Origin of the sequence: Streptomyces sp. NEAU-YJ-81 (assembly GCF_017592595.1) — a bacterium.
In the GTDB taxonomy this organism is placed as follows: domain Bacteria; phylum Actinomycetota; class Actinomycetes; order Streptomycetales; family Streptomycetaceae; genus Streptomyces; species Streptomyces hygroscopicus_B.
In genome coordinates this window covers 1-13,324 of sequence record NZ_JAGFNO010000024.1, presented here as the reverse complement: position 1 = coordinate 13,324, position 13,324 = coordinate 1, and the positions used below count along the sequence as shown (strand labels likewise).

11 protein-coding genes and 1 pseudogene are annotated in these 13,324 nt (G+C 72.3%); 3 read left to right on the top strand and 9 right to left on the bottom strand.

Going from position 1 to position 13,324, the window contains the following annotated elements; translation table 11 throughout:
• Window positions 1–9 precede the first annotated feature (9 nt).
• Complete coding sequence (locus J5X86_RS36000) at window positions 10–1,473, top strand: DUF2079 domain-containing protein (protein WP_208520883.1); 1,464 nt, start codon at window positions 10–12, stop codon at window positions 1,471–1,473.
• A gap of 22 nt (window positions 1,474–1,495) precedes the next feature.
• Here J5X86_RS36000 and J5X86_RS35995 read toward each other — a convergent pair whose 3' ends face one another.
• From J5X86_RS35995 to J5X86_RS35985, 3 genes are all read right to left on the bottom strand, one after another.
• Complete coding sequence (locus J5X86_RS35995; RefSeq protein WP_208520882.1) at window positions 1,496–2,278, bottom strand: VOC family protein; 783 nt, start codon at window positions 2,276–2,278, stop codon at window positions 1,496–1,498.
• A 238-nt stretch (window positions 2,279–2,516) separates the two neighbouring features.
• Window positions 2,517–3,779: an Ig-like domain-containing protein gene (locus tag J5X86_RS35990; RefSeq protein WP_208521011.1), complete on the bottom strand. Its 1,263-nt coding sequence runs from the start codon at window positions 3,777–3,779 to the stop codon at window positions 2,517–2,519.
• A gap of 286 nt (window positions 3,780–4,065) precedes the next feature.
• Complete coding sequence (locus J5X86_RS35985) at window positions 4,066–4,392, bottom strand: hypothetical protein (RefSeq protein ID WP_208520881.1); 327 nt, start codon at window positions 4,390–4,392, stop codon at window positions 4,066–4,068.
• Window positions 4,393–4,491: 99 nt separating this feature from the next.
• Between J5X86_RS35985 and J5X86_RS35980 the strand changes: the two genes are divergently transcribed.
• Window positions 4,492–4,788 carry a hypothetical protein gene (locus J5X86_RS35980; RefSeq protein ID WP_208520880.1) on the top strand — a complete coding sequence of 99 codons (297 nt, stop codon included), beginning with the start codon at window positions 4,492–4,494 and terminating at the stop codon, window positions 4,786–4,788.
• Between the two features lie 55 nt (window positions 4,789–4,843).
• On the opposite strand, the gene hutH is transcribed toward J5X86_RS35980, so the two are convergent.
• From hutH to J5X86_RS35950, 6 genes are all read right to left on the bottom strand, one after another.
• Complete coding sequence (hutH, locus tag J5X86_RS35975) at window positions 4,844–6,388, bottom strand: histidine ammonia-lyase (RefSeq protein WP_208520879.1); 1,545 nt, start codon at window positions 6,386–6,388, stop codon at window positions 4,844–4,846.
• 149 nt (window positions 6,389–6,537) lie between these two features.
• Window positions 6,538–7,659, bottom strand: a complete 1,122-nt coding sequence (locus J5X86_RS35970; RefSeq protein WP_208521010.1) for a sensor domain-containing diguanylate cyclase — start codon at window positions 7,657–7,659, stop codon at window positions 6,538–6,540.
• 353 nt (window positions 7,660–8,012) lie between these two features.
• Window positions 8,013–8,807, bottom strand: a complete 795-nt coding sequence (locus J5X86_RS35965; RefSeq protein ID WP_208520878.1) for an enoyl-CoA hydratase/isomerase family protein — start codon at window positions 8,805–8,807, stop codon at window positions 8,013–8,015.
• A gap of 93 nt (window positions 8,808–8,900) precedes the next feature.
• Window positions 8,901–10,433, bottom strand: a complete 1,533-nt coding sequence (locus J5X86_RS35960) for a cytochrome P450 (protein WP_208520877.1) — start codon at window positions 10,431–10,433, stop codon at window positions 8,901–8,903.
• 234 nt (window positions 10,434–10,667) lie between these two features.
• Window positions 10,668–11,858, bottom strand: coding sequence for an adenylate/guanylate cyclase domain-containing protein (locus tag J5X86_RS35955; RefSeq protein WP_208520876.1), 1,191 nt, complete (start codon window positions 11,856–11,858; stop codon window positions 10,668–10,670).
• A gap of 147 nt (window positions 11,859–12,005) precedes the next feature.
• Window positions 12,006–12,893, bottom strand: coding sequence for a biotin--[acetyl-CoA-carboxylase] ligase (locus J5X86_RS35950; protein ID WP_208520875.1), 888 nt, complete (start codon window positions 12,891–12,893; stop codon window positions 12,006–12,008).
• A gap of 266 nt (window positions 12,894–13,159) precedes the next feature.
• Between J5X86_RS35950 and J5X86_RS35945 the strand changes: the two are divergent.
• Window positions 13,160–13,324 (top strand): annotated as a pseudogene (locus tag J5X86_RS35945) (methylmalonyl-CoA carboxyltransferase); the annotation flags it as partial.

Genomic DNA, 13,324 nt, shown 5'->3' with positions numbered 1-13,324 from the left:
GGACCCTGGATGGACACGGCCGCAACCGCTCCGCCCGGCACCGGCGCCGAGAGGGCCACCGCCGTCACCACGGGGCGTACCCGGCTCGTCGCGCGAGCAGGTTTACTGCGGCATCCGCGGGCCGATCCGTACTGGCTGGCCCTCGCCCTCTTCGCCGCCTTCACGGCGCTGTCGGTCTGCCGCTTCCGCCGCATGGCCACCATGTCCTGGGACCTGGGCATCTTCGAGCAGGCGATACGGGCGTACGCGCACTTCCAGGCCCCCATAGCCGATCTCAAGGGCCCCGGCGCCAATATCCTCGGCGACCACTTCAGCCCCATCACGGCGCTGCTCGGGCCCGTCTACCGGCTCTTCCCCGGCCCCGTCACGCTGCTGGTCGCGCAGGCGGCGCTGTTCGCCGTCTCCGCCGTCCCCGTCACCCGCGTCGCCGCCCGGCTGCTGGGGCGCGGCCGGGGGCTCGCGATCGGCATCGCCTACGGGGTCTCCTGGGGCATCCAGCGCGCTGTGGACTTCGACTTCCACGAGATATGTTTCGCCGTTCCGCTCATCGCCTTCTCCCTGGAGGCGGTGATCCGGGGGCGCTGGTATCCGGCGATGCTGTGGGCCGCCCCGCTGGTCTTCGTCAAGGAGGACATGGGCGCCACCGTGGCCGCGATCGGCGCGGTCGTGTGGATCCGCGCCCGGCGCGACCCCGAGCGCGGCCCCCGCGCCGTTCCGCTCGCCGTCGCGCTGATGGGCTTCGGCGTCATGGTCTCGGCGCTCGCGCTCGGCGTCGTCATCCCCGGCTTCAACGGCGGGGGCTCGTACGACTACTGGGACAAGGTCGGCAACGGCGGTGAGCAGACCGGCACGATCCCCTTCGGCACCGCGCTGCGCACCCTGCTGTGGATCCTGCTGCCGACCACCGGTCTGCTGGCGCTGCGCTCCCCGCTGCTGCTGGCCGCCGTGCCCACCCTCGGCTGGCGCTTCCTCTCCCACGACGACCACTACTGGGGCACCGACTGGCACTACAACGCGGTCCTGATGCCGGTCGTCCTGCTGGCCCTGGTGGACGCCCTGGACCGCACCCGCGCCACCCAGCGGCCCTGGCTCGCCTCGTACGCCCGCCAGCTACCCGCCGCGGTGTGCGGCGCGGCCCTGGCGCTGTCGTCCTCCATGCCGCTGTACAGCCTCACCCAGGGCGCCACCTACGACAAGCCGCCGCAGGCCGGTGCGGTGGAGCGGCTGCTGGACCGGATCCCGGACGGGGCGACGGTGGAGGCCAACGTCGGGCCGATAAGCCGGCTCACCAGCCGCTGCCGGGTGCTGTGGGTCGGCGCCACGCGGGACGTACAGCCGGACTACATAGCCCTGCAGGAGCCGCCGGAGCGCACCGTGCGGCAGGTGGTCGACTACGCGGGGCAGCTCCACCCGGACACGCGGTACACGCCCATCGGCTCCACCTCGGGCTACTTCGTCCTCAAGCGGGGCTGAGGTCCTCAAGCGGGGCCGCGGCTCAGCTCATGGGCTTCGGCGCGATGAGGGCGAACGGCGCCCCCTGCGGGTCCTTCACCAGGGACATCCGGCCCGCGACCATGTCGTACGGCGGGCGGAGGACCGTGCCGCCCTCCGCGGACACCTTGGCCGCGGAGCGGTCGGCGTCCTCGACGGCGAAGTAGACCAGCCAGTGCGGGGGCACCTCCGCCGGCGTCCCTTCCCGCAGCGGCTGGAGCCCGCCGACCGTGCGGCCGTCGACGGAGAGCGCGAAGTAGCCCTCGGCGCCCTCCATCGGGGTCGACTCCAGGCCCAGCGCCTCCGCGTAGAAGGCCGAAGCCGCCTCCCGGTCGGTGGTGTTGAGCTCGTTCCAGATCAGCGTGCCCGGCTCGTTGACGAGGCCCGCGCCGGAGAAGCCGAGCGGCTGCCAGACGCCGAAGACGGCCCCCAGCGGGTCGGCCGCCACCAGCATCCGCCCGAGGTCCATCACATCCATGACCGGCAGCAGCACGGTGCCGCCGGCCCGGCTGATGGCCTCCGAGGTGGCCTGGGCGTCGGCGGAGCAGAAGTAGGTGGTCCACACGGTCGGCGGCGGGCCCTCACCGGACATCGACTGCGCGGACATGGCCCCCGCGACGGGCTTGCCCTTCAGAGTGCACATCGCATAGCCGCCGGTCTCCGGAGGGCCGACCTCCGCCTCCCAGCCGAACAGCCCGGAGTAGAAGTCCAGGGCGGCCCGTTGGTCGGGGATCATCAGATCGATCCAGCAGGGCGTTCCGGGCTGATAGGACGTGACTTCGGGCATGGGGCCGCCTCCGTATCGCCACCTCCGGCCGGGCATGGCCGGATGGGATGGCCCCCTTCGGCCCATTCTCCTCCGGCCGGGGCGGCACGCCACTCGACGGGGATCGCCACCGCGCGCACCGATCCATGACCGGCCGTGCACACGGCTTACCGGCCGTTCCCGAGTCTGCCGTGAAACCGCCGGGCGGCGGCCGGCCCGAAGGCCGACCGCCGCCCGGCGGTGGTGAGAAGAGGGTGTGTCAGGCGCCGCCGACGGCGCTTCCGGCCACCCACTTGCTCCAGTCCATGTTCCATCCGTTGAGGCCGTTGTCCGGCTGGATGGTCTTGTCGTTGGAGTTCTTCACGACGACGACGTCGCCGACCTGGGAGTTGTCGTAGAACCAGGCGCCGTCCGTGTTGGCGTCGCCCGCTCCCTTGGTGTCCGACAGGCCGACACAGCCGTGGCTGGTGTTGACGCTGCCGAAGATGGACTTGGCGCCCCAGTAGTTGCCGTGGATGAAGGTGCCCGAGGTGGACAGCCGCATGGCGTGGGGCACGTCCTTGATGTCGTACTCGCCCTTGCCGTCATCGTCCGTGAAGCCGACCGTCGCGCCGTTCATCCGGGTCTCCTTGAACTTCTCGGAGATCACCATCTGACCGTTGTAGGTCGTGTTGTCGGGGCTGCCGGCCGAGATCTTGATGGTCTTCAGCAGCTTGCCGTCGCGGACGACCTTCATCTCCTTGGACTCGGCGTCCACCGTGGAGACCTGCGAGTGACCGATCTTGAAGTTGACGGTCTTCTCCTGGACGCCCTTGACACCGGGCGCCGCCTCGACGCCGTCCAGGTCCAGCTTCAGGGTGACGGTCGAGTCGGCCTTCCAGTAGTCCTTCGGGCGCAGGTCGAGCCGGTTCCCGTCGAACCAGTGGCCGACCACCTGCTGGCCGCTGCTGGAGGTGACCTTGATGTGCGACTCGACGTCCTTCTTGTTGGTCACCGCCTTGTCGAACCGGATCGACACCGGCATGCCCACGCCGACCGTGGAGCCGTCCTCCGGCGTGAAGTTGCCGATGAAGCTGTTGGAGGGCGAGACGGTGGTGAAGGACGAGTTCTCGGTCGCCTTACGGCCCTTGGAGTCCTCGGCGGACGCGGCGATCTTGTACTGGGTGGCCCGCTCCAGCTGCCCGCTCGGCTTCCAGGACGTCTTGTCGGGAGATATGGTCCCGGCCACGGTGTCGCCGGTCGCCGCGGACGTCATCGTGACGGAGCTGAGCTTGCCCCCGCTGACCGTGACCTTGGTGTCACTGTTGATGCCCGCGTTCGTCGCACCGGCCTTCGGCGTGATCTTGATGTGGGCGTCCGACGCGTCCTTGGCCGCTGCCTCGTCGACCTGCGACTGCGACTTGTTCCCGTCGTTCTTGGCGTCGTCGCCGCCGCCATCCCCGCCGCAGGCGGCGAGAGTGAGTACGCCGCCGAGCACGGCGGCCGCGGCCACCAGCCCCTTACGGCGCTTGCCGTCCGTCATCACACGCTTCTCCATTTGACCTGGATCTTGATCTGGACCCCAGAAACCCCGGACCTGCCTGAAAAGAACGCCTGTACCTTTTGGCCGGTTCCACGCACAGTAAAACTGTGCGCAAGGCCACTTAGCAAAGACACCGGACAAGCCTAAGACCCGCCGGCACCCGGACCCGTACGGCTCAGCCGTCTTCGCCCCGGATTCGCCGCCCTGAGCCCCCTCGGTGCCGCCCTGAGCCGCCGCGTGCGCCGCCCTGGGGGCCGCCATGGGCGCCGCCGCCGGCTCAGTCGTCCTAGTCATCCTCGTCCAGCTCGGCGAAGGCCCCGGACCACTCGGCGGCGCGAGGATCGTAGTCGATGTGCTCGCTGCTCCAGGACGCCTGGGCCAGTTCGACCCCCGGCACCTCCTCCACCATCTCGAACGGATCGACCAGATACGCCAGCGCCTCGGCCTCGTCCGACTCCACCATGCGGCGCGCATGTCCTCGCTCCTCCGCGGCCAGGGACTCATCGCCGTCGATCCGCTCGTACGTCGCGCGCCGCAGCTCGTCCGGATCGGTGATCTCCACCACGAGCTCCACGCGAAGCCGGACAAACCGGGATGTCTCGGTACTCGTCATGCGACGGAGGTTAGGGGTCCTACCCGTCTCGCTTCCGCACGACCCGCAGTTGTCACTACGATCGGCGCACGGGGTCAATTTGCCGCAGCCTCAAGGAGGATGCCGTTGTCCGCACGCCGACCGCTGCTGACGGCCGCCGCTGCCGGTTCGCTGCTGTGCGCCCTGTGGTTCGTTCCGTCCGCCAACGCCACGGTGGAGGACCCGGGGTCGTCGTCGGCGCCCTCGCAGACCTCGCCCGGATCCGGGCCCAGGACCGAGGCCGTGCCCGACGGGGATCTGGCCGACACCGGCAGTGTGGACGTCACCCCGTATCTCTTCGGCGGCACGGCCTTCCTGGGCCTGGGCGTCGCGATGGTGACGGCCTCCGTACGGCGGACCCGCCCGGAGGCGTACTGACACCGCCGGCGCGGCGCGTTCGGTCCGGGCGGACCGCTCAATCCACTTGAACTGTTCAGTCCAGGCGACCCGTCACCGACTCCACGGCATCGATCAGCTCTCCGGATCGTACGAACGCGTCCGCCGCCGCCAAGTCGGGCGCCAGATAGCGGTCCCCGCCCGGTCCCTCGACGCCCGCGCGGCGCACCGCCGCCAGCACCGCCCGGCTCGCGGGCGCGGGCTCCAGCCCCTCGCGCAGCTCGACGCCGCGGGTGGCGGCGACCAGCTCGACGGCCAGCACGCGGGCCAGGTTGTCCACCGCCGTACGCAGCTTGCGCGCCGCCGACCAGCCCATCGAGACATGGTCCTCCTGCATCGCGGAGGACGGGATGGAGTCGACCGAGGCGGGCACCGCCAGCCGCTTCATCTCGCTGACCAGCGCCGCCTGGGTGTACTGGGCGATCATCAGCCCCGAGTCCACGCCCGGGTCGCCGGCCAGGAAGGGCGGCAGGCCGTGGGAGCGGTTCTTGTCCAGCAGCCGGTCGGTGCGGCGCTCGGCGATCGAGGCGAGGTCGGCCGCCGCGATGGCCAGGAAGTCCAGGACATACGCCACGGGGGCGCCGTGGAAGTTGCCGTTGGACTCCACCCGCCCGTCCGGGAGAACGACGGGGTTGTCCACGGCGGAGGCCAGCTCGCGGTCGGCGACCAGCCGGGCGTGCGCGAGGGTGTCCCGGCCGGCGCCCGCGACCTGCGGGGCGCAGCGGATCGAGTACGCGTCCTGGACGCGCGGCGCGTCGTCCTGGTGGTGCCCGGTGAGCCCCGAACCCTCCAGCACCCGCAGCATGTTGGCGGCGCTGGCGGCCTGCCCCGGATGGGGGCGGATGGCGTGGAGCTCGGGCGCGAGGACGCGGTCGGTGCCGAGCAGCGCCTCCAGCGAGAGGGCGGCGGTCACATCGGCGACGGTGAACAGCCGGGCGAGATCGGCACAGGCCATGATCAGCATGCCGAGCATCCCGTCGGTGCCGTTGAGGAGCGCGAGCCCCTCCTTCTCGCGGAGCTCGACCGGCTCGATGCCGTGCTCGGCCAGCAGCTCGGCGGCCGGCCGCACGGCCCCGTCGGGGCCCTCGGCCTCGCCCTCGCCCATCAGGGTCAGCGCGCAGTGGGACAGCGGCGCGAGGTCCCCGGAGCAGCCCAGCGAGCCGTATTCGTGCACCACGGGAGTGATCCCCGCGTTGAGGATCGCGGCCATCGTGCCGACCACGACGGGCCGGACCCCGGTACGGCCGGACGCGAGCGTCTTCAGCCGCAGGAACATCAGCGCCCGCACGACCTCGCGCTCGACCCGCGCGCCCATGCCGGCGGCGTGCGAACGGACGATGTTGCGCTGTAGCTGGGCGCGGAGCTCGGGGCTGATGTGGCGTACGGCGAGCGCGCCGAAACCGGTGGAGACGCCGTAGACGGGCTCGGGCTTGGCGGCGAGATCGTCGATCACCTGCCGTGAGGCCGAGACGGCGTCGAGTGCCGCCTCGGAGACCTCGACCCGGGCGGCGCCGCGCGCCACGGCGATGACATCGTCGGCGGTCGTTCCGGACGTCCCCACGACCACAGAGTGCATATCCATATTCAGGCACCCTAGAGAGTGAATCGCCCCTTGTCACCCCGCTGGCCCTTCCCCCACCGGAGCCCGATCTTCTAGCCCCTCCGGCGATTGAGGAGCGGGGTCCGGGGCGGGGTCCGGGGCGGGGTGGGATACGGAGCGCGTCGTGCGCCCTAGCGGCGGCCCCGGAAGCGGCGCCGCTCCGGCGGGTGCGCAGCAGACGTGTCGGCCAGCCGAATCACCGAGTCCTCCGTCTCTCCATCCCGCCCCGCCACCACCGGCTTCAGCGAGCGCGCCGCCTTGGCCCGATACTGCGCCGCGTCCGCCAGACGGAAGAGGCGGCGGGCCGACGGCACGGGCCCGATCGGATCGCCCGTGGAGGCGATCCCGCAGGCGACCCCCTCGCCCATCTCCAGCTCGGCGGCCCGGCGGCACAGCTCATCCGCCACCCGGACCACCTCGTCCGCCGGGGGGCCGACCCCCAGCAGACAGAACTCATCGCCGCCCAGCCGCGCCACCAGCGCCCCGGGCAGCATCGCGCCGCAGAGCGAGAGCAATGAGCCAAACCGTTCCAGCAGGCGATCGCCGACCGCATGGCCAAGAGTGTCGTTGACCCGCTTCAGGCCGTTGAGATCGCAGACCACCAGGCTCACCACCGTGCCGTCCGCGTGATACGCCTCCAGCGCCTCGTCCAGCCGTATGTCCACCGCGCGGCGGTTGCCGAGGCCGGTCAGCGGATCGGTGAAGGCGAGGCGGCGGGCCTCCTCCAGGCGCTCGGTCTGGGCCAGCCCGGCGGCGGTCACCGAGGCCAGCACGGTCGCGAAGTCGGCGTCGTCGCGGTCGAAGACGGGACGTCCGGCCGCCCGGGCCACATACAGCTCGCCCCACGCCCGCCCGTGCAGCACGATCGGGGCCACCACACAGCTCCCCCGGCCGCGCCGCCGCAGGGCGGCCGCCCTCCCCCAGCTACCGCTGGCAGGCGCCCCCTGGTGGCCGGGCGGGGCCGCGCCGGGGCGTACGCCGTCCGCGGTCTCGACCCAGGCGTGCGGCTCCCCGCCCGCGGCCCAGTGCTCATGCAGGAACTCGGCGATCTCCGGGAAGTCGTGCACCGGATACGACTCGTCCTCCGGCAGCGGCTCCTCGCCCGCCATCAGCTCGCCCACGTTGACCAGCACCCGCAGCCGCCCCCGTGCGCGCTCCCACACCGAGATCGCCGCGAAGCCGCCGTCGAGGGCGCGGCGGGCCACCTCGGCCGCCGCGCTCACCGACTCCTGCGAGGTGTGCGCCGCCGCCATCTCCTGGGCGAGCCCCACGACGGCCCGCAATCGTCCATCGGCCCCGACGGGCCGTCCGCCGATCTCCCCGTTGTCCGTCACGACGGCCTCGCATTCCTCACGGCCATGCATCGTTCGCTCTGCTCTCCAGCGTAAGAACGTCGAGAACAATCCGCTGCGGGCCGTTCACCCCGGGTATCCGAGCGAACGGTCACCCCCGGTGACCGCGCGCTCGCCGGGCCGGGGCCACTCCCCGGACCCGGTCGGCTTCCCCGGTCCGGGATCCCTACTCCCCCGGCCCCCGGCCAGTCCGGCGGACGGCGGACGTGCTTCTCACTCTCCGGACGGCCCGGCCGGTCCGGCCGACCCGCTTCTCACTCCCCCGGCCAGTTAGGCGACCTCTTCTCGTTGAACGCGGCAACACCCTCCGCGCGATCGCCGGAGAAGGCCACCGTCCGCCACGCCGCGTCCTCGACCTCCAGACCGGCCCGCAGATCCAGTCCCTGCCCCAGCCGCAGCGCCTTCTTGGCGGCCCGCACGCCCACCGGGGAGTTGGCGGCGATGCCCCGGGCCAGTTCCAGCGCCTCGGCCCGGTCCTCGCCCTCCGCCGCCAGCCGGTCCACCAGGCCCAGCTCATGGGCCTCCGCGGCGGCCACCCGCCGTGCGGAGAAGATCAGCTCGGCGGCGCGCGCGGCGCCCACCCGGCGCGGCAGCAGCTGGGTGCCACCGCCGCCCGGGATCACCCCGACCGACACCTCGGGCAGCCCCACCACGGCGGTGGGGTCGGCGACGATCACGTCGCAGGACAGGGCCAGCTCGAAGCCGCCGCCCAGCGCATAGCCGTGCACCGCGGCGATGGCGGGCATCGGCAGCTCCAGCACCCCGGTGTAGGCGGCGCGGGAGACCGGCCGATGCCGCAGCATCTCGGCGTCGGAGAGCGAGTTGCGCTCCTTGAGGTCCGCGCCCACGCAGAAGGCCCGCTCATGGGTCGAGGTCAGCACGACGGCCCGGACGTCACGGTCCTCGGACAGTGCCGCGCAGGCCGCCGTGATGCAGCGCGCCATCTCGGAGGAGACGGCGTTCATGGCCTTGGGCCGGTCCAGCACCAGCTCTGCCACGAAGCCGTCCTTACGGACCGCGACCCACTCCCCGTACCGCTGCTCACTCATCACGCACTCTCCCGGTTAACGACCGTGAACCCAATGCGGCGATCATTTCAGCTCCCCGGGGTGTGCGGAACCTGTGAGCCGCCCGGACCGGGCCTAGCGGGCCCGCCGCCACCGGTTCAGGAAGCCCAGCAGGATCGACTGTTTCTGCCCGTCCTCCCCCTGCTGCTCCAGGTCCGTCCCCTCCAGGGGCTCGCCTCCGGACACGGACGCCCCCTCGGTGGCGAGCGGCAGCGAGAGCGGCGGGATGGGCGGCGGCGGGGGCGCCCCCTGCGGCATCCCTTGCGGCATGCCCGGCGCCTCGTACCGCTGGTCCTGCGGATCCCGCTCGCCGGGGCGGGCGGCGGGCGGGCCGGGGCGCCGTCCCCCCGGCCTGGCGACGGGGGCGAACCGCACCGGCAGGGAGACCACCCCCCGTACGAAGATCCCGGACAGCCACTTCAGCTCCTCGACATCCCCGGCCAGCGCGAGGTCCGGGATCCGGTCCAGCAGCTTCTCCAGGGCGACGGAGGCGATCAGCCGGGCCGAGCTCCGGCCGGGGCAGGCGTGGGGGCCCGCGCCGAACGCCAGATGGGCCCGGTTGCCCTGCTTGTGCGGGGACCTCAGCAGGGCGTCCCGGTTGGTCGCCGCGAAGCTGATCATCACGGCGTCGCCCGCGCGCAGCCGCTTCCCGGCGAGGTTGGTGTCATGGACCGGGAAGTAGAGCCCCATGTTGGCGAGCGGCGGGTCGGTCCAGAGCACCTCGTCCAAGGCGTCCTCGACGAGCATGCTGCCGCCCATCAGCTCGCCCGAGAACCGCTCGTCGGTGAGCAGCACCCGCAGCGAGTTGCCGATCAGACCGGGCACCAGCCCGGTCACCATCCCGATCAGCAGCAGAAGCTGCTCGACCAATTCCTCATCGGTCAGCCGCGCCGGATGCGCGATCAGCCAGGACGTGATGTCGGCGCCCGGCTCGCGCCGCTTGAGGCCGATCAGCTCGCGCAGCGCCGCGGCCGCGGCCCGGTCCCCGCCCGCGGGATCCGAGCCGTCGATGAACGCCACCACGCCCCGCAGCAGCGGGTCCATGGCCTGCTGCGGGAAGCCGAAGAGCTGGCTGGTCACGAGCACCGGGACCAGTGCGCAGTACGTCCCGATCAGCTCGGTCTCGCCCGCCTCGCAGAACTGGTCGATCAGCGAGTCGGCGATGCGCTCGACATAGTTCCGCAGCGCACCGGAGTCGATCCGGCCGGTGCAGTCCTCGATGGCGCCGCGCAGCCGCCGGTGCTCCTCACCGTCCACGAAGTCGGCCTGCGGCCGGGGCCTGATGACCTGCGGGGCGAAGCTGGTCCCGGGCAGCACGCCCTCGTTCCTGGCCCGCCAGTGACGGGGGTCCTTGGAGAAGGTCTCGGGGCGCCGCATGATCTCCAGTGCCGTGTCGTACCCCAGGCACAACATGGCCGGGACGCCTCTGTCCAGCTCCACCGGCGCGAGCTGGCCGTGGGTCTCGCGCAGGCGCCGGTAGACCGCGAAGGGGTCTCTTCCGAACTCGGGCGCGTGGAGCGGCTCGGCACCGGCCCCCTCATGGGCGGGGCAGCCCGGCGGAGGTAAGGCGCCCGGACGCTGAGCACTCGAATCGTAAAGCGGGGTCACACGTGCTCCTGGACACCGCCGGGCCCACCCCGCGGGCGGACGCGGACGGTGCTACTTCGACGACAGGACCTGGGATCCACCGAGTGGATCTTGCGGACGTAGGCTAGCCCAACAGGCCCGGATCCGCGCCCAGTTCAACGATCCGGCCGAAGCCACCGAAGGGATCCGGACGAACGTCGCCCGCCGCGGGCAGCCCGGCGGCGCCCCGGGGTCATACGCGACGGCCACCCGGGATCATGCGCGACGGCTCAGCAGCCACGGCTCCACGACCCCCAGACCACGCACCGGCCGCTGCCACATCGGCTGGAGCGCGAACCGGTACGAGGGCGGCTCCTCGCCTTCCTTCTCCGCCGCGGCGGCCGCCTCCGCGGCCTCCGCCTCCGACACCGGGGCGTCCCCGGTGCGGCTCAGCTCCTCCGCGAACGCGCCGTCCACCAGGACCGCGTTCTTGGGGGCTATGGACGTCAGCCGGCTCGCCAGGTTCACCGTCGTCCCGAACACGTCGCCCATGCGGGTCGTGACCGTGCCGAAGGCGATCCCGACCCGCAGCTCCGGCATCGTCTCGTCGTGCGTGAGCGTCTCGATCAGGCGCAGCCCGATCTCGGCGGCGATGCCCGCGTCGTCGGCCGCGTAGAGCACCTCGTCGCCCAGCGTCTTGATCAGCCGCCCGCCGTGCGCCGCCACCAGGTCGGCGGCCGTGGTCTCGAACGCCTCGACCAGCTCGCCGAGCTCCTCCTCCTCCAGCCGCCGGGTCAGCCGGGTGAAGCTCACCAGGTCCGCGAAGCCGACCGCCAGCCGACGGTCCACCATCTCCGCGTCGTCCGCCGCCTGCACCACCCGGCCGGTCGCGGCCGCGAGCTGGCGCCGGTAGACGTAGACCAGGAACTCCTCCAGCTCCGGCAGCAACAGCTCGACCAGCGGATACGCGATCTCGGTCCGGGTCATCCCGGTCTCCTGGGGATCGGTGAGCCCCTCCAGGAACGAGTCGATCTGCCAGTCGGCGAGCCGGGCGCTGGTCTGGCCGGTGGACCGCGCCACCTGGATGGCCATCGGCTCGCTCAGCAGCCCGGCCTCCACCAGACCGGACAACCGGCGCAGCGCCAGGACATCGGCCTCGGTCAGCGCCTTGGCCTGGCCGATGTCGGCGAAGCCCATGGCCCGCCAGAAGCGGGTGGCCAGCTCGACCGAGACGCCCGCGCTGCGGGCGGCCTGGAAGGGGGTGTAGCGCCGCTCGGCGCCGAGGATGAGCTGCTCCAGCCGGAGCGCGATGGGATCCGGCTGGTCCTCATCCTCGGGGGCCTCTTCGGGGGCCTCCGCGGCGGCGCTCTCCCGCGCCCCGGTGTCCCGTACGGCCCCGTCCGGCGCGGCGGCGTCCCACGCCTCGCGCTCCTCGGCCGTGCCGGAACCCGCGTCGTCGGCGGTCACCGCCCGCCCCCTGTCAGATCCCTGCGCACTGCCCTTCCGTTCCCTCTTCCCGGTTGGGGTTCCGAATCGCCCACAGCCGCCCCGAGCTGGAGCGACCGCGACCACGATACGTCAGGTGTGCCGTAGCTCACTCTCCACGGCAGGGGTTCATTCCTCCCTCGGTACGGAGCGTAGATGCACGATGTCCCCGGCGGAGACCGGCTCCTGAACCCCGCCCTCGGTGGCCAGAACCAGCCGTCCGTCGCCGTCGACCGCGACCGCCTCGCCGACCCGCTCCCGGCCGCCCGGAAGCTCGGCGCGCACCTGCCGCCCGAGGGTCGCACAGCCCGCCGCGTAGCTCTCCTGGAGGCCGCTCGCGCCGGGGTCGCCCTCGAAGCGGCACCACTCCCCGTACCACTCCGCGATCGAGCGCAGCACCGCCCGCAGCAGCGGATCGCGGTCGGTGGAAATCGCGTCGGCCAGGGCCAGCGACCCGGCGGTGGGCACCGGAAGCTCATCAGCGCGTAGCGAAACGTTCAGCCCCATGCCGATGACCACCGCGTCCCCGGCTCGCTCGGCGAGGATCCCGCCGAACTTCCGCTCCTCGCCCGCGACCGTCACCAGCAGGTCGTTCGGCCACTTCAGCGCGGTGTCCACGCCCGCCGTGCGGCTGAGCGCCCCGGCGCTCGCGACCCCCGCGAGCAGCGGCAGCCAGCCCCAGCGCTCCGTGGGCACGCCGGCGTCGGCGGGCCGTAGCAGGATGGAGAAGAAGAGCCCGGACCTGGCCGGGGCCGTCCAGGCGCGGTCGAGCCGACCGCGCCCCGCGGTCTGCTCCTCGGCGACGAGCACCGCGCCCTCGGGGGCTCCGGCCCGGGCCCGGGTGACCAGATCCGTATTGGTCGAGCCGGTCGCCTGCACCACCTCGAACTCGGTCCACAGCCCACCGGGGAGCACCAGCCCCCGGCGCAGCCCGGTGGCGTTCAGCGGGGGCCGCTCAAGATCGGACCAGCGACCGGGCCCGTCACCTGGGCTCCCTGAGGTGTCAGAAGGCGTCATGAGGGCCAGCCTAGGGTCAGGAGGTGTGGCCAACGACGCAGTGCCACCAAGCGGTGCCGCCGATACGCTACGTGCCGGTAGCCCAGCCGGCGCAACAGCCGCCGAACGGTCCGTAACCACCGAACGTCCATAGGCCCCACTGATCACGATTCCGCCCCCTCACCCCGTTTCCACCGCTTCCCCCGATTCCCCCCGACCCCGAAGAAGCCCGCCGTATCCAGAAGTCCGCCGTATCCACCCCCAGGACGAGCAGGAGCCGCATCCCGATGTCCGAGCCGGAGATCGCCCCCGAGATTCCAGACCGTCACACCACCGCGGGGAAGCTCGCGGATCTGCAGCGCCGTATCGAAGAGGCGACCCATGCGGGGTCCGCGCGCGCGGTGGAGAAGCAGCACGCCAAGGGCAAGCTGACCGCGCGCGAGCGCATCGAC